This is a genomic window from Ochrobactrum sp. CGA5, assembly GCF_006345815.1.
In the GTDB taxonomy this organism is placed as follows: Bacteria; Pseudomonadota; Alphaproteobacteria; order Rhizobiales; family Rhizobiaceae; genus Brucella.
Map to the genome: position 1 here is coordinate 40377 of NZ_VCIG01000005.1, position 14915 is coordinate 55291.

Consider the following 14915-nt stretch of genomic DNA (forward strand, 5'->3'; position numbering starts at 1 on the left):
GTCGGGCAAAATTGGTAAAATTTCCCGACCGCCCTGCGTTAATAAATGTCGATTTTCTACAACGGAGTTTGTCGATGAGCCGAAATTCCCCCGAGCAGAGCGCAAGTTTGTGCAAAAGCGAGCGTGGTGCAGTCTGGATTACCGGTGCTGGGTCTGGCATCGGCGCTGCCATGGCGCGACGTTTCGCGCGCGAGGGCTGGCGGGTGGCGCTGACAGGCCGCAAGGCGGATGCGCTTGCAGCGATTGCCGAGGAAATCGTCTCCAATGATGGCGAAGCGCAGATATTTCCGGCAGATGTACTCGACAGGGAAGCAGTTGCTGCCACCGTCGGTGCGATCATAGAATGGGCAGGTCGTCTCGACATCCTCTGCAATAATGCGGGTCTTAATATCCCGCGCCGTAGCTGGGCGGATATTGATTTCGAATCATGGGATGATGTGATCGATATCAACATCAAGGGAGCGATCAATGTGATCGCCGCAGCCTTGACACCCATGCGCGCGCAGGGCGGTGGGTTGATGATCCATACATCGTCATGGGCTGGGCGGTTTTCGTCGCCCGGCGGCGGTGTGCCCTACGGCGCGTCCAAACATGCGCTCAACGATCTGAGCGCCAGCTTGAACGCACAGGAAGGGCCGAACGGCATCCGCTCAACGGTGCTTTGCCCCGGCGAGGTGGCGACACCGCTCCTCGCGCGTCGTCCGGGCTTCGATCTCTCTCGTATGGATGATGTCATCCAGCCCGAGGATATGGCTGAAACCGCGCTCTATGTTGCCAATATGAATCCCAAGGTTACGATCCACGAGATCGTTCTGGCTCCGACCAAAAAATAAAAGGAAGTTTTGCATGTCTCATCCGGTTAAAGGCGTCGATCATATTTTCCTGCTGGTCGGCGATCTTGAGAAAAGTGCCGAGCAATATCGCCGTTTCGGATTTACGCTGAGCCCGCGCGGCCTCCACAGCAAGGAGAAGGGCACCGGCAACTACACCATCATGTTTCCGGAGGATTATTTCGAGCTGCTTGGCATCGTGGCCGAGACGCCGGGTAATCTGCATCAGCGTGAGAAACTGGCAGCGCAGGGTGAAGGCCTCCATGCTATTGCCTGCCGCATCGACAATGCACGCGATGCCAAGGCGGAACTGGGCGCACTTGGCATCAAGACAGGCGAGGTTGGCGCGTTTCAGCGCCCCGTGAAGCTGCCGGGCGGCGGCGAGGGGGTTGCGGCTTTTGAAACCGTGTCTTTCTCGGAAAGTGAAGTGCCGCAGGGTATGGTGTTCATGTGCCAGCACAAGACCCGCGAAACGGTCTGGCTGCCGGAACTGATCGAACACGCGAATAGCGCAAATGGCCTTTCTGCCATTGTTGCCATTTCATCTGATCCCGAAACTGCGGCCAAAGGTTTTGCGCGCCTGTTCGCTGATGGCAAAGCCGAAATGCAGGATGGCGGCTGGAAGGTTTCGACCGGCACGCGCTCGGCTGACATATGGGTTGTTAGCGAGGAAAAGGCTTCCGCACTCTATCCTGGAGTGAATTTTGCAAAGACGCCGGGCAAGGCTTTCGCCGTTCTGCGCATCCGGGTCGCTTCGCTGGACAAGGCGCGCAGCGTTCTCGATGCCAACGGGATTTCCCACGTGAATACATCTGCGGGCATTGCCGTGCTGCCGGAAAATGCCAGCGGCACGGTTCTGGAGTTCTCGGAACAGTGAGGGTTTGAGCAAGCGGGGCTGTGAGGCCCCGCTCTGCTAATCAGCGTGGAAAGCGCTGGTTTTCTTCCAGCACGTTCAGGTCCATGTGGTTGCGCATGTAGCGCTCTGACGCCTTTTGCAGCGGCTGGTAGTCCCACGGATAATAGGCGCCGTTGCGCAATGCCGGATAAACGACGTGGCGACGAGCCTGACTGGCCCGGACGTCGGCATCGTACCGGTCCAGGTTCCAGCGTTCTTCCGCCTTGGCTACGAGGTCGTCCAGAACGGCTTTGAATTCCGGCAGTTCCGCCAGATTGCGCAGCTCGTCCGGGTCGTCGGAAAGGTTGAACAGTTGCGGCGGGTCAGCGCGGCAAAGGTTGAGTTTCCAGTCACCGTCACGCAAGGAGACCATCGGCGCGATGGTGCCTTCGGCTGCATACTCCACTGGAACGGCACCGCGCTCTGCCGTCTCGGAGGCAACACCTGTCAGTGAAACACCGTCGGTCCACGGCATAATTCCTCCGAGGTCGATTCCGGCGAGGTCGGCCAGCGTTGGCAGGACGTCGAGCGTCGAGACCGGTGTATCCGTACGGCCCGTTTTGAGTTGTGGCGCGGCGATCATCAACGGCACGCGCGCCGAACCATCGAAGAAACTCATCTTGAACCACAGGCCGCGTTCGCCAAGCATATCCCCGTGATCGGAAGTGAAGACGACAATCGTGTCATCCGCCATGCCGCAGCGTTCAACGACGTCCAGCAGGGCGCCGATCTTTTCATCCACATAGGAGATATTGGCGAAGTAGGCCCGACGTGCCGCGCGAACCTGTTCGCGGGTCAGGTCGTAGTCTTCGGCCTTGCAGGCCCGCAGCAGGCGTTCAGTATGTGGGTCAATCTCGTTGTCGGGCAGCGGTCCGATTTTCGGATCGAGTTCAGGAATATCCGCATAGAGATCGAAGAAGCGCTTGCGCGCCACATAGGGGTCGTGCGGGTGGGTGAAGCTGACTGTGAGACACCATGGCCGCTCATCGTGGCCGCGCGCCAGATCATAGAGCTTTGCTTCAGCCTGATAGGCGACCTCATCGTCATATTCGAGCTGGTTGGTGATTTCGGCTGAACCCGCTCCAGTGATGGAACCAAGATTATGATACCACCAGTCGATACGTTCACCGGGCTTGCGATAATCCGGCGTCCAGCCGAAATCTGCCGGGTAGATGTCTGTTGTCAGCCTTTGTTCAAAGCCATGAAGCTGGTCCGGTCCCACAAAGTGCATTTTGCCCGAAAGTGCCGTCTGGTAGCCGGCGTTGCGAAGGTGATGGGCATAGGTTGGAATTTCGGAAGAAAACTCCGCAGCATTGTCATACACGCCGGTTCTAAACGGCAACTGGCCCGACATGAAAGACGCGCGGGCTGGGGCACAGAGCGGGCTCGCCGTGTAGCAATTGGCAAAGCGGGTGGAACGATCAGCAAGTTTTCTCAGATTGGGAACGTGAAGGAATTGGGCCGGGCCATCTGGGAAGAGCGTGCCGTTGAGCTGGTCGACCATGAGTATAAGGATATTCGGCTTTTTCATTGTGCGGGACCGGTGGCAAGTGGGGAGGTGAAGCGGCGGGCGTTTGAACGCCCGCCTTCTGGCTTTCCGTTGCTGGTCGTCAGAGCCCCAGACTTGCCTTGACCGCTTCCGCGCCCGGTTCGCCCTTGAAGGTGGTGACGCCCGCGAGCCACTTGTCGATCTGCTCTGGGTGGGCCTTCAGCCATTCCTTGGCGGCTGCGGGGCCTTCCGCGCCTTCATCCAGAATTTTACCCATCAGCGCATTCTCGATATCGACGGTGAAAGTGAGGTTCTTGAAAAAGTTCGCTGCATTCGGACATTGCGCGGCCCAACCGGTGCGACCAAGCGTGTAGACTTCCGCGCCGCCAAAATTCGGGCCGAAATAGTCATCGCCACCTGCCAAATATTCGATATTGAGCTTGTTGTTCATCGGGTGCGGTGCCCAGGCCAGGAACACGACCCACGCCTTGTCCTTGTTCTTGCGGTCCACCTGCGCGAGCATAGCCTGCTCGCTCGATTCCACCAGCTTCCAGCCATCGAGCTTGAATTTCTGGTCTTCGATGATCTTCTGGATATTCTGGTTGGCAGGGGCACCCGGCTCGATGCCATAGATTTCCTTGCCGAACTTGTCAGCATGGGCGGCGAGATCGGCAAAGTCCTTCACGCCTTCGCTTGCCACATAATCCGGCACCGCCAGCGTGAACTTCGCTCCTTCGAGATTCTTGACGATGACTTCTGCGGCTTTCGCCTTGTCGAGATCGTCGCGGAACTTCTGCTGTGCTGGCATCCAGTTGCCAAGGAAGACGTCAAGATTACCGGTCTTGAGCGCCTCATAGCCGATTGGTACGGACATGGTCTTGACGTCGGGCTTATAGCCGAGACCTTCCAGCAGCACGCTTGCGACCGAGTTGGTGGAGGTGATGTCTGTCCAGCCCGGATCGGACAGTCGGATCGTTTCGCAAGCTGCCGGATCAGCAGCAGAAGCCGCTCCTGAAAGCCCTGCCAGTGCCGTGAACGCCAGCGCCGCAATCTTCAAATAGCGCATGTGATGACCCCTCTGCCTAGTGTGTTGGATTCCGCATCTCTTTGATTAAGACGGGTTATGTCTTGTATTCCTGCTTTAAGAAAAACATCATTTAGGCTAAGGAAAAACCCATTCATTTTTTATCGAAGCTATAGAAAGTTTTTATGGTTTCTTCATCCTGGGACCTTGGCAGCCTTGGCGTTCTTGAAGCGGTGGGACGATTGGAAAATCTGACCCTTGCGGCGCGTGAGCTTGGTATGACGCAACCGGCGGTCAGCTATCAGATAAAACGCATCGAGGAACGTTTGGGTGTCGCGCTGTTCGCACGGCGCGCGCGCGGCGTCGCGATATTGCCCGAAGGGCGCATTCTTTATGAAGCGGTGCGCTCCGGTCTCGATGGAATTGATGAGGCGGTACAGCAGATCAAACGCCGCCAGCGCGCGCCGGGACTTCGCATAGCGACCGATTATGGCTTCGCGACATTCTGGTTGATGCCCCATGTTGCACAGTTTCGTCCTAAACATCCGGAAGTGGACGTGCGCATCACGGCATCATCCATGCTCCAGCCGGTTGACCGGCGTGATGCGGATATTTCGATCCTGTTCGGCGGTCGCGAGGATTTCCCGGAGGACGCTATCGCTTTCATCAGCGAAAAGGTGGTGCCCGTCTGTTCCCCAACCTATCTCGCCAAGCATGGTCCGTTTCCGAACGGAAGACGGCTCGGTGCAGCCTCGCTGCTGCATCTTGATACGTTGCAGGGCGATCGCTGGTTCACATGGCAGTCATGGCTCGATGCTATCGGTGAAGAGATAGTGGACGGCAATCACGGCTTGGTCTTCAACACCTACAATCTGGTGATCGAGGCAGCGATCGCCGATCAAGGCGTCGCGCTCGGCTGGACGGGATTGATCGACGGTGCTGTGCAGCGCGGGCAGCTTGTCCATGCCTGCGGGGTATCGCTGGCAAGTGACAAAGGATACTGGCTGATTTTCAACCCGGATATTTCTGCTGGCGCGCGCCAGCTCGCATTGGAGCTGCTTCAGGCAGCGGATAAAAGTTGATATTGTAAGAAAGCGGTCGCGATCCTACTTTTGCACATCATTCAATGTCTTTGGCGCTTGCCAAAAGCGCGCGGTTTTTTATGAGGTGTCGGCATGATTACCTGGAAACGGATCGATGAAGCGAATTGAACTCCTGATCGAAAATATCATTCTGGCATCACGCTGGCTGCTGGTGGTCTTCTATCTTGGGCTCGCCGTTGCGCTGGCAATCTACGCTGTATCCTTCGCGGGCAAGCTGTTCGATTTTGCGACCAAAGTTACCACACTGAATGATACCGACACGATCCTGAAAGTCCTCGGGCTCATTGATGCGGCGCTGATTGCGAGCCTCGTGGTGATGGTCATCATTTCGGGCTATGAGAATTTCGTCAGCCGCTTTGATCAGGCCGGCGACGAGGTGCACTGGCTGGGTACCATCGATGCAGGCTCGCTCAAGATCAAGGTCGCCTCGACCATTGTTGCGATTTCATCGATCCATCTGCTGCAGATATTTCTGAACGCCACCACCTACACGTCGAACCAGTTGATGTGGTTCACCATTATTCATCTGGCATTCGTGTTTTCGGCGCTGTTCCTCGCCTATATCGACAAGCTCACGGCCAAGGGCAAAAGCCAAGCCAAGACAAAGGGCAAGGCCGAGCCAAATATCTGACGCCCTCAGATATAGTCCATTGAAAGGGCCTGGCTTTTGCCGGGCCTTTTGTTTTTTGTACTGCTAATTCAGTAAAGTTGATCGCAATCAATGAAATTCGGGCCTGACGGGAGTTGATTGGGGGTGACGGGGCAAGCGCGAGTTCCATATTGCTCATTGGATACGCTGCATTGCCATTCACCAACCCCTCAGGAAAGGATGAATCATGTCGGTAAACGGTAAAGTTGCTTTGGTCACGGGCGCCGCTCAGGGCATTGGACGCGGTATTGCGTTGCGGTTGGCGAAGGACGGCTTCGATATAGCGCTGGTTGACCTGAAAGCCGACAAGCTGGATGCGGTCAAGAAAGAAGTTGAGGCGCTTGGTCGCAAGGCATCCACTTTCTCTGCCGATGTCAGCAAGCGCGACGATGTCTATGCTGCGATTGACTATGCGGAAAAGACGCTTGGCGGTTTTGATGTCATCGTCAACAATGCCGGTATTGCGCAAGTTCAACCCATAGCTGACGTGAAGCCCGAAGAAGTCGAGCGGATTTTCCGTATCAATGTCGATGGCGTTCTGTGGGGCATTCAGGCAGCGGCCGCCAAGTTCAAGGCGCGCAAGCAGAAGGGCAAGATCATTAATGCGTCTTCCATCGCCGGCCATGACGGGTTTGCGATGCTGGGCGTTTACTCGGCGACGAAATTTGCGGTGCGTGCGCTGACCCAGGCCGCGGCCAAGGAATATGCGAGCGTCGGTATCACGGTGAACGCCTATTGCCCCGGCATTGTCGGTACCGATATGTGGGTCGAGATTGATGAACGCTTCTCGGAGATCACTGGCGCGCCGAAAGGTGAAACCTACAAGAAATATGTGGAAGGCATCGCCCTTGGCCGCGCCCAGACGCCAGACGATGTGGCAGCTCTGGTGTCTTTCCTGTCCAGCCCGGATTCTGATTATATCACCGGTCAGGCCATCCTGACGGACGGCGGTATCGTCTACCGCTGATTGCCTTTGTCCCGCAGCTTTCGGGGTGCGGGACAGAAGGCGTTTGCCGTGCCTTCCCCCTGCGCTAAACTACCTTTCTTTGAGAGAAAGGGTGGTCCGCTCAGGCCTTGGCTTTCAATGCCTTGAAGATATTGACGGCGGTTACGATCACAATACCGATCAGGATCGCAAGAATGGCTTGCAGGAACGATGTGGCAATCCATTCCAAGGCGGCTGAAAACCGTAGTCCTTCGGTCGGTAGAAGCGAAACGATGGAATGGATAAAGGCTTCCACGCTGTGGATGCCGATGGAAGCCAGCCCATGGACAATGATGCTGCCACCGACCCACAGCATGGCGATGGTGCCGACGGTGCTCAGAACCTTCAATATGATAGGCATACCGGCAACCAACGCCTTGCCGAGCTGTCGGCCAAAAGCCGTATGGCTGTTGCGTACAAGCGAGACACCCATATCGTCAAGCTTCACGATGATGCCAACGACGCCATAGACGGCGAAGGTTATCAATATGCCGACCGCGGCGAGAATGGCCGCCTGCGTATAAATGCTTGACGGGGCCAGCCCCGCCAAAGTCAGTGCCATAATTTCCGCTGACAGGATGAAGTCCGTGCGGATTGCGCCGTTGACGGTCGTTTCCTCGATTTCCCTGGCGGTACCGCCTTTGGTTTCCTCATGCTCTTCTTCCTTATGTGGAAGAACGAACTCCACCAGCTTCTCCGTCCCCTCGAAGGCCAGATAGATACCGCCGAACATCAAAAGAGGCATGATGATGGACGGTGCGAAATAGCCGAGGATGAGCGCGAGCGGCAGCAGAAAGACAAGCTTGTTGCGCAGCGACCCCTTGGTGATTTTCCAGATGACCGGTAACTCCCGTTCCGGCGTCAGCCCTACGACGTATTTGGGCGTGACCGCCGTGTCATCAATGACGATGCCTGCCGCCTTGGCGCTGGCCTTGGCTGTCTGTCCAGCGACGTCATCAACCGAAGCTGCCGCCATTTTTGCTATGGCTGCGACATCATCGAGAAGCGCGAACAAGCCGGACGCCATGGAAAACCTTTCTACTTTGCTGCTTCAAGTAGCTAAACTTTGAATGGGTACTACGTCCAGATGGAAATCAATATTGCCTGAGACTGTATCTGATTTCGATACAATGCGTGCACGATTGTCAATGTTTAAATACCCGAACTGATGGCTATATTGGCGGCAACACAACAGGAGAGACAGCCATGCTTAATCAGATCAAGGGCCTCCACCACGTTACCTCGCTTGCCGCTGATGCGCGTTCCAACAACCAGTTCTTCACCGATGTTCTGGGGCTGCGCCGCGTCAAGAAGACAGTCAATTTTGACGATCCGAGTGTCTATCACCTCTATTATGGTGATGAACTGGGCACGCCTGGCACTGTCATGACTTATTTCCCATTCCCCGGCATACCACGCGGCCGCGAGGGTACGGGTGAAGTCGGGGCGACGGTATTTGCCGTTCCGCAAGGTTCGATCGGTTTCTGGAAGGACCGTTTCGAGCAATCCGCTGTCAAGGTTGAATCCGAAGACGAGGCGTTTGGCGAAAAGCGTATCCATTTCCGCGGCCCCGATGGCGACAGTTTTGCCCTGGTCGAGGTGAAGGACGATCCGCGTGTGCCATGGTCTCATGATGGAATCGATGCCGATCATGCCATTCGTGGCTTTCATTCGGTTTCCATGCGGCTTCGGGACGAAGGCGCGACCACGGAACTGCTCCAATATATGGGATACCAGAAGCTCGATGCGAAAGACGGCATCACCCGTCTCGTCATGCCGGAAGGCAACGGTGCGGGTGTCATCGATCTGGAAACCCTGCCGACAGTTGCTCGCAACCAGCAGGGCGCTGGTTCCGTGCACCACGTGGCATTCGCTGTCGAAAACCGCGAGACGCAGTTGGAGGTTCGCAAGGCGCTGATGGATACGGGTTATCATGTCACGCCAGTCATAGATCGCGATTACTTCTGGGCGATCTATTTCCGTACGCCGGGCGGCGTGCTGTTCGAGGTTGCAACCAACGAACCCGGATTTGACCGCGACGAGGATACGGCCCATCTCGGTGAAGCGCTGAAACTGCCGGAGCAACACCGGCATCTGCGCAGCTATCTCGAAGAACATCTCGACAAGATCTGAAAACGTCGGGACAGGAGATTCAACATGACCATCCAAACCTATGCGCACCGGCTGAAGGCCGGTGCGAACGGAGCGCCGCTCTTCATTGTGTTTCACGGTACGGGCGGCGATGAAAACCAGTTTTTCGGTCTGGCGGAACAGCTTTTGCCGGAAGCGACCATCGTGTCGCCTCGCGGCGACGTGTCGGAATATGGCGCTGCACGCTTTTTCCGCCGCACAGGCGAGGGCGTCTATGATATGGAAGACCTTGCTCGCGCAACCGATAAGATGGCCGATTTCATTGCTGGCCTTGTGGCTGAATACAAGCCTTCCGAGGTGATCGGGCTCGGCTATTCCAATGGCGCCAACATTATGGCGAATCTGTTGATCGAGAAAGGCAAGGTTTTCGACAAAGCGGCGCTTCTGCATCCGCTGGTACCGTTCAGACCGAAGGACAATCCGGCGCTCGAAGGTGCGAAAATTCTGATGACCGCCGGGCGGATGGACCCGATATGTCCGCCGAATCTGACCGAAGCGATCGCACGGTATTTCGAGCTCCAGAAAGCCAATGTCGAGCTGGTCTGGCATCCGGGGGGACACGAATTGCGCCAGACGGAACTGGATGCCGTTCAGTTATTGCTCAAAAATTAGACTTGAAGCCGCCGTTCAATTTCGAACGGCGGCTTTTTTTGTGTAGGTCTCTTGTAGAAAATCAATATATATTATATATAATTGTATATTGAAAACGAGGTGCCATTATGGATTCAATTCCAGGCGGCGCACCCGCCCACGAAAACAAGATGACGCGCGCGGAAATGGAGAGCCGGGCAACCGAGGTTGCTGAACTTCTCAAGACGCTGTCGCACCCGGCGCGGCTTATACTCGCCTGCACCCTTGCAGAACGGGAATATTCGGTCGGAGAGCTCGAAAACGTGCTTGGCATTCGCCAGCCGACGCTGTCGCAGCAATTGGGCGTGTTGCGTGACGCGGGCATCGTAGAAACCCGTCGCGAAGCAAAGCAGATTTTCTACCGTCTGACTGAAGCGAAGGCGGCACAGCTAATCGAAGCACTCTACGGCATTTTCTGCATACCGGAGTCTCAGTCATGATCGCAACCTATCTCCAATCGTTGGCCGGCGGCATGCTGCTCGGCTTTTCCGCAATCCTGCTTCTCGTCTTCAATGGGCGCATCGCTGGGATCAGCGGGATCATAGGGCGGCTTCTGGGCGGTAAACAGGTTCCCGCGAATGCGGTTTTCGTGGTCGGTCTCGTTTTCGGGCCGATTATATATGCCGCAATCTACGGTTCATTCCCCCCGGTCACGATAGCTATGTCCTGGCCCCTCATTGTCGTAGCGGGACTTTTGGTTGGCGTCGGAACCCGGATGGGATCAGGCTGCACATCGGGTCATGGCATTCTCGGCATGGCGCGGTTTTCCAAACGTTCAATAGCCGCGACGCTTACCTTTCTTATAACCGGCATTGTAGTTGCCAGCATTTCGGGAGCATTGCTATGAAACAGTCGGCATCTGCACGTCTGGCCATGACGCTGCTTGCGGGCGCGATCTTCGGTTTCGGTCTGTCTCTGTCAGGCATGATTGACCCATCTCGCGTGACGGGCTTCCTGAATGTTGCCAGCGGCCATTGGGACCCGAGCCTCGCTTTTGTGCTGGGCGGCGCTCTTCTGGTGGCTATTCCCGGTGTTATGTTGCAGCGGCGCATGGCGCGGCCCGTGCTGGACCAGTCTTTTCATCTGCCGGAAAAAACCGAAATCGACCGACGTCTGATTGTCGGTTCTGCCATCTTCGGTGCAGGCTGGGGACTGGCAGGCTTCTGTCCGGGCCCTGTGGTGTCCGCACTCTCCATGGGGCTGCCGCAGGTTTGGCTGTTCGTAGCGATGATGGTTTTGGGTATGGTTTTCCACGACCGTCTTATGACGAGGTCTTCATAAAAATCGTCCCGGACGAAACCGGCGGAAGCTTCCAAATCTTGCACTCTTTGGTCTGATTGCCCTTTTAATAGGGAGATGAAAGAGTTAGGCGCCCTTGAACGATCTTGAGGGAGCCGCGCTATGGCTGGATTGCTGAAACTGAAAGGGAGGCATTACGCCTCCCTTTCGTCTTTCTTTATAACAATACTTAATAAAGCACGTTCTTGGCTTCTGGCTGGTCGATATTGTCCTTGGTGACCACAACTGCACCCGTATCGACGACCTTCTCGACCTTTTCCTTGTTCAGCACCTTAAACAGGGTCTCAATGCCCTTTTCGCCCATCTGGTAGGAACCCTGAACGACGATAGCATTGAGCGTGCCATCCTTGACGAATTCTTGCAGGTCCTGATTGCCATCGAAGCCGATGGCGGTCAGCTTGCCGGATTTGCCTGCCTGCTTGATCGCACGGCCCATGCCGATGGCGGTCGGTTCGTTGGCACCGAAGATGCCGACGAGGTCGCCATTGGCTGCCAGAACGTCGGTGGTCTGGTTAAGCGCCGTCGCCATCTGCGATTGCGAGTAATAAGGACCGACGACTTCCAGCTTGGAATTGGCCTTGATGTAATCCACGAAGCCACCGACGCGACCGATTTCCGAGCCGGCGCCCGCAACATAGGACATGACGGCGATTTTGCCGGTCGTGCCTGCCTTCTCGATCAGGGCCTTGGCTGCGGCCTCACCGGCCTTACGGTTATCGGTTGCAAGGAACGATTGGTAGTATTTGTCGGCGCCATCGGCGAGTTGCGAGTCGATGATCACGACCGGAATGCGGGCTTCCCACGCCTTCTTCACGGCAGGCGTCAGCGCGTCCGGGTCGGACGGGGCAAGCAGGATTGCATCCACTTTGCGGTTCACGGCATTTTCCACCATGTTGACCTGATCGGCGATGGCCGATTCAGCGGCCGGTCCCTGGAAAGTCATGGTGTGATCCTTGGAATCCTTGATCGCAGCTTCGGCACCCTTCTGCACGTTCTGCCAGAACGTTGAATTCACGGTCTTCACGATCACGGCGATCTCGCCCGCCGAAGCGCTTGCCGCTCCGGCAAGGACAAAGGCCGAAGCCATCAATGCAGAAACCAGTTTACGCATGTTTTCCTCCTGTTATCGAGCTCTTGGCTCTACCCTTTTCCGAAATGCCTGACGCATTCCGTCTCCCCTCTCATCGACGGTTGCGCATCTGGTCGATCCATACGGTGACCAGAATGACGAGGCCGATGATGATCTGCTGTGTGAAAGCGGAAATGCCGTTCATGTTGAGGCCGTTCCGCAGGATTCCGATCACGAACGAGCCGATGAACGTGCCCGAAATCGTACCCACGCCGCCGATGAGCGATGTGCCGCCGATGACTGCGCTCGCAATGGCGTCGAGCTCATAGGCGACGCCTTCGTTGGGCTGGGCAGTGACGAGGCGGGACATGAGAACGCAGCCCGTCAGGCCAGCCAGTGTTCCCGATACGACATAAGTGAAGGCCGTTACGCGGGCGACGTTGACGCCCGAAAGCCGCGCGGCCTCGGCATTCGATCCGATGGCATAGATGTGGCGGCCAAGCACGGTGCGGTTCAACACCAGAGCTGCCACAATCGCGATGACGACCATCAGTACGACCGGGTAGGGGATGCCTGGGAACGTGACGACCGGGAAGCCTTGCTCGTCAATGCTCTCAATACGAAACAACGAGCCGTTGCCCAGCACGCCGAAGGATTCGCCGAGGCCCGAGACAGCGCGCGCCCCGGTGATCTGAAGAGCTATACCGCGCGCAATCAGCATCATGCCGAGCGTGGCGATGAAAGGTGGTAGCTTGAGTTTGGTTACCACGACGCCATTGATGAGGCCACAGAGCGATCCTGTCAAAATGCCGACCAGCATGGCGAGCGGGATGGGAAGCGAAAGCTCCTTGACCGCAAGTGCGGCCACCACGCCCGCAAGCGCCAGAACCGAGCCAACCGAAAGATCAATACCGCCCGTAATGATGACATAGGTTGCGCCGATGCCGAGAAGTGCGATTGACGTCACCTGCAAGGCGATGGTCATTGCGTTGTTGACCGTCATGAAGGCGCTGCTGGTGATGGAAAAGATCGCCGCCAGAATGATCAGGCTGCCGACAGCCGCGAATTTCTGGATGATGTCCTTCTGACGGTCGCTGAGCCCTTTGGATTTTGCCGTCTGCTGGGGCTTGTCCGTAGTGATTTCGGCCATTACTGCGTCCTCATTTGTCCTACCGGTTCCGACCGGAGGCATAAGTCATGATTTCTTCCTGCGATGTCGCCGCCGTGTTTAGAACGGCGGTGATGCGGCCCTCGTGAAAGACTGCAACGCGGTCCGAAAGCCCTAGAATTTCCGGCAACTCCGAACTGATCAGTACAATGCCGATGCCTCTTGCGGCCAGCTCGTCCATGATCTGGTAGATCGCGAATTTCGCGCCCACGTCGATGCCTCGCGTCGGCTCGTCGAAGAACATGATGCGCGGCTCGCGGAACAGCCATTTGCCGATGATGATCTTCTGCTGGTTGCCGCCCGAAAGCAGACGAACGGGCTGGGCCAGCCCCGGTGTCTTGATGTTGAGAAGATCGACATAGCGCTGGCTTGCCTGCCGTTGTCGCTCGAAATCGATCACGCCATAGGCACTGCTGACCGCTTCCATATTGGCGAGCGTGAGATTGGCATCGACGGGCATCTTGACCGCCAGTCCCTGCGCCTTGCGGTCTTCCGACAGATAGGCAATGCCTGCCTCGATGGCGTCGCGCGGGCTGGAGATGGAAAGCGTTTCGCCTTCGAGCACGATGGTTCCGGCATCGTGCGGGTCGGCGCCAAAAATAGCGCGCGCCACTTCCGTGCGTCCCGCGCCCATCAGTCCGGCAAAACCGAGGATTTCTCCGCGTTTCAGTTCAAAGCCGATATTCTCGAAGACGTCGTTTCGCGTCAGTCCGGCGACGGAGAAAATGACTTCCTCCGTTGGTTTTCTTGTCGGTTCCGGAAACTTTTCATCAAGCGAGCGCCCGACCATCCCGGCCACGATTTCATCGACGGTCAGAGCGTCAAAGTCCTTGGTCCAGACGTAGCGTCCGTCGCGCAAGATGGTGACGCGGTCGACGATCTCCGCCATTTCATCGAGACGGTGCGAAATATAGACGATGCCGGTGCCTTGTGCCTTCAATTCGCGGATGACCTTGAACAGAAGCTGCGCCTCCTGCTCGGTCAGCGAGGAGGTCGGCTCGTCCATGATGAGGACAGAGGCATTGAGCGACAGGGCCTTGGCAATTTCGACCATCTGGCATTGGGCCACCGACAGGTTCAGCACTTGCGCAGACGGGTCGATTTTGACGCCGAGCCTGTCTAGGCAGCGCTGCGCGTCCTTCTTCAGCTTGCGGCGATCAACGAAGAAGCCGCGTTTCGGCTCGCGTGCAAGATAGATGTTTTCGGCAACGCTCAGGTGCGGAACGAGGTTCAACTCCTGATGGATGATGGCAATGCCCGCCGCTTCCGATTCAAGCGTCGAGGCAAAGCGGACAGGCTGAGCGCGATAACGGATCGTCCCGCCGTCGGGCTGATAGACGCCGCTGACGATCTTCATCAGGGTCGATTTGCCCGCACCGTTCTCGCCGCAGACGGCATGGACCTCGCCCGCCCGCAATTCGAAGCTGACATTCGACAGGGCTTTGACGCCCGGAAATTCTTTGGAAACGGAATCCAGCTTTAGCAACACAGGCGCGGTATCGGCGCGCGCTGTCGCTGACGGCAATCCTCCCATCGCGCTTCCTCCCTCACGCAAAGCTTCGTCACCTATGGATGGAAGAAGTAGAAGGCTGCCGGTTTCTGGTCAAGCCAATTTTGCATAAC

At 56.8% G+C, this 14915-nt stretch carries 16 protein-coding genes; 10 read left to right on the forward strand and 6 right to left on the reverse strand.

The window, feature by feature from the left end; genetic code table 11:
• The first annotated feature begins 74 nt into the window (after positions 1-74).
• Together FJQ48_RS04975 and FJQ48_RS04980 are read left to right on the forward strand one after the other, a co-directional pair.
• On the forward strand, positions 75-833 hold the full coding sequence (locus tag FJQ48_RS04975) for an SDR family oxidoreductase (RefSeq protein WP_139974101.1): 759 nt from the start codon (positions 75-77) through the stop codon (positions 831-833).
• A 13-nt stretch (positions 834-846) separates the two neighbouring features.
• Positions 847-1707 carry a VOC family protein gene (locus FJQ48_RS04980; protein ID WP_139974102.1) on the forward strand — a complete coding sequence of 287 codons (861 nt, stop codon included), beginning with the start codon at positions 847-849 and terminating at the stop codon, positions 1705-1707.
• Positions 1708-1747: 40 nt separating this feature from the next.
• Here FJQ48_RS04980 and betC read toward each other — a convergent pair whose 3' ends face one another.
• On the reverse strand, positions 1748-3256 hold the full coding sequence (betC, locus tag FJQ48_RS04985) for a choline-sulfatase (RefSeq protein ID WP_139974103.1): 1509 nt from the start codon (positions 3254-3256) through the stop codon (positions 1748-1750).
• A gap of 79 nt (positions 3257-3335) precedes the next feature.
• The gene (choX, locus tag FJQ48_RS04990; RefSeq protein WP_139974104.1) at positions 3336-4280 is read right to left on the reverse strand and encodes a choline ABC transporter substrate-binding protein; all 945 of its coding nucleotides are present in this window, start codon (positions 4278-4280) and stop codon (positions 3336-3338) included.
• Between the two features lie 143 nt (positions 4281-4423).
• On the opposite strand from choX, the gene FJQ48_RS04995 reads away from it, so the two are divergent.
• The 3 genes from FJQ48_RS04995 to FJQ48_RS05005 all read left to right on the forward strand — a co-directional run bounded on the left by FJQ48_RS04995 (position 4424) and on the right by FJQ48_RS05005 (position 6957).
• Positions 4424-5320 carry a LysR substrate-binding domain-containing protein gene (locus FJQ48_RS04995; RefSeq protein WP_139974105.1) on the forward strand — a complete coding sequence of 299 codons (897 nt, stop codon included), beginning with the start codon at positions 4424-4426 and terminating at the stop codon, positions 5318-5320.
• Between the two features lie 115 nt (positions 5321-5435).
• The gene (locus FJQ48_RS05000; RefSeq protein ID WP_139974106.1) at positions 5436-5972 is read left to right on the forward strand and encodes a TIGR00645 family protein; all 537 of its coding nucleotides are present in this window, start codon (positions 5436-5438) and stop codon (positions 5970-5972) included.
• A gap of 205 nt (positions 5973-6177) precedes the next feature.
• Positions 6178-6957 (forward strand): acetoin reductase, encoded by a 780-nt coding sequence (locus FJQ48_RS05005; protein ID WP_139974107.1) that lies wholly within the window; start codon positions 6178-6180, stop codon positions 6955-6957.
• Positions 6958-7057: 100 nt separating this feature from the next.
• Here FJQ48_RS05005 and FJQ48_RS05010 read toward each other — a convergent pair whose 3' ends face one another.
• Positions 7058-8002 (reverse strand): DUF808 domain-containing protein, encoded by a 945-nt coding sequence (locus FJQ48_RS05010; protein ID WP_139974108.1) that lies wholly within the window; start codon positions 8000-8002, stop codon positions 7058-7060.
• Between the two features lie 179 nt (positions 8003-8181).
• On the opposite strand from FJQ48_RS05010, the gene FJQ48_RS05015 reads away from it, so the two are divergent.
• The 5 genes from FJQ48_RS05015 to FJQ48_RS05035 all read left to right on the forward strand — a co-directional run bounded on the left by FJQ48_RS05015 (position 8182) and on the right by FJQ48_RS05035 (position 11037).
• Positions 8182-9108, forward strand: a complete 927-nt coding sequence (locus FJQ48_RS05015; RefSeq protein ID WP_139974109.1) for a VOC family protein — start codon at positions 8182-8184, stop codon at positions 9106-9108.
• A 24-nt stretch (positions 9109-9132) separates the two neighbouring features.
• The gene (locus FJQ48_RS05020; protein WP_139974110.1) at positions 9133-9738 is read left to right on the forward strand and encodes an alpha/beta hydrolase; all 606 of its coding nucleotides are present in this window, start codon (positions 9133-9135) and stop codon (positions 9736-9738) included.
• Between the two features lie 107 nt (positions 9739-9845).
• Entirely contained in the window at positions 9846-10196 is a 351-nt protein-coding gene (gene bigR / locus FJQ48_RS05025) for a sulfite-sensing transcriptional repressor BigR (protein WP_139974111.1), read from the forward strand.
• A complete protein-coding gene (locus FJQ48_RS05030; protein ID WP_139974112.1) occupies positions 10193-10603 on the forward strand; it encodes a YeeE/YedE family protein in 411 nt (136 codons plus the stop codon). The genes bigR and FJQ48_RS05030 overlap by 4 nt, the downstream gene beginning before the upstream one ends.
• On the forward strand, positions 10600-11037 hold the full coding sequence (locus FJQ48_RS05035; RefSeq protein WP_139974113.1) for a YeeE/YedE family protein: 438 nt from the start codon (positions 10600-10602) through the stop codon (positions 11035-11037). Before FJQ48_RS05030 ends, FJQ48_RS05035 begins: the two co-directional genes overlap by 4 nt.
• Before the next feature lie 187 nt (positions 11038-11224).
• Here the strand turns inward: FJQ48_RS05035 and FJQ48_RS05040 are convergent, their stop codons facing one another.
• The 3 genes from FJQ48_RS05040 to FJQ48_RS05050 all read right to left on the reverse strand — a co-directional run bounded on the left by FJQ48_RS05040 (position 11225) and on the right by FJQ48_RS05050 (position 14826).
• Positions 11225-12166: an ABC transporter substrate-binding protein gene (locus FJQ48_RS05040; protein ID WP_139974114.1), complete on the reverse strand. Its 942-nt coding sequence runs from the start codon at positions 12164-12166 to the stop codon at positions 11225-11227.
• A 70-nt stretch (positions 12167-12236) separates the two neighbouring features.
• Complete coding sequence (locus tag FJQ48_RS05045; RefSeq protein WP_139974115.1) at positions 12237-13274, reverse strand: ABC transporter permease; 1038 nt, start codon at positions 13272-13274, stop codon at positions 12237-12239.
• 19 nt (positions 13275-13293) lie between these two features.
• Positions 13294-14826: a sugar ABC transporter ATP-binding protein gene (locus FJQ48_RS05050; RefSeq protein WP_139974116.1), complete on the reverse strand. Its 1533-nt coding sequence runs from the start codon at positions 14824-14826 to the stop codon at positions 13294-13296.
• Positions 14827-14915: the final 89 nt, after the last annotated feature.

Bases quoted from the DNA above. Each gene is read 5' to 3' on its own strand.
- FJQ48_RS04975 (WP_139974101.1), top strand. From the start codon at position 75: ATGAGCCGAAATTCCCCCGAGCAGAGCGCAAGTTTGTGCAAAAGCGAG.
- FJQ48_RS04980 (WP_139974102.1), top strand. From the start codon at position 847: ATGTCTCATCCGGTTAAAGGCGTCGATCATATTTTCCTGCTGGTCGGC.
- betC (WP_139974103.1), bottom strand. From the start codon at position 3,256: ATGAAAAAGCCGAATATCCTTATACTCATGGTCGACCAGCTCAACGGC.
- choX (WP_139974104.1), bottom strand. From the start codon at position 4,280: ATGCGCTATTTGAAGATTGCGGCGCTGGCGTTCACGGCACTGGCAGGG.
- FJQ48_RS04995 (WP_139974105.1), top strand. From the start codon at position 4,424: ATGGTTTCTTCATCCTGGGACCTTGGCAGCCTTGGCGTTCTTGAAGCG.
- FJQ48_RS05000 (WP_139974106.1), top strand. From the start codon at position 5,436: ATGAAGCGAATTGAACTCCTGATCGAAAATATCATTCTGGCATCACGC.
- FJQ48_RS05005 (WP_139974107.1), top strand. From the start codon at position 6,178: ATGTCGGTAAACGGTAAAGTTGCTTTGGTCACGGGCGCCGCTCAGGGC.
- FJQ48_RS05010 (WP_139974108.1), bottom strand. From the start codon at position 8,002: ATGGCGTCCGGCTTGTTCGCGCTTCTCGATGATGTCGCAGCCATAGCA.
- FJQ48_RS05015 (WP_139974109.1), top strand. From the start codon at position 8,182: ATGCTTAATCAGATCAAGGGCCTCCACCACGTTACCTCGCTTGCCGCT.
- FJQ48_RS05020 (WP_139974110.1), top strand. From the start codon at position 9,133: ATGACCATCCAAACCTATGCGCACCGGCTGAAGGCCGGTGCGAACGGA.
- bigR (WP_139974111.1), top strand. From the start codon at position 9,846: ATGGATTCAATTCCAGGCGGCGCACCCGCCCACGAAAACAAGATGACG.
- FJQ48_RS05030 (WP_139974112.1), top strand. From the start codon at position 10,193: ATGATCGCAACCTATCTCCAATCGTTGGCCGGCGGCATGCTGCTCGGC.
- FJQ48_RS05035 (WP_139974113.1), top strand. From the start codon at position 10,600: ATGAAACAGTCGGCATCTGCACGTCTGGCCATGACGCTGCTTGCGGGC.
- FJQ48_RS05040 (WP_139974114.1), bottom strand. From the start codon at position 12,166: ATGCGTAAACTGGTTTCTGCATTGATGGCTTCGGCCTTTGTCCTTGCC.
- FJQ48_RS05045 (WP_139974115.1), bottom strand. From the start codon at position 13,274: ATGGCCGAAATCACTACGGACAAGCCCCAGCAGACGGCAAAATCCAAA.
- FJQ48_RS05050 (WP_139974116.1), bottom strand. From the start codon at position 14,826: ATGGGAGGATTGCCGTCAGCGACAGCGCGCGCCGATACCGCGCCTGTG.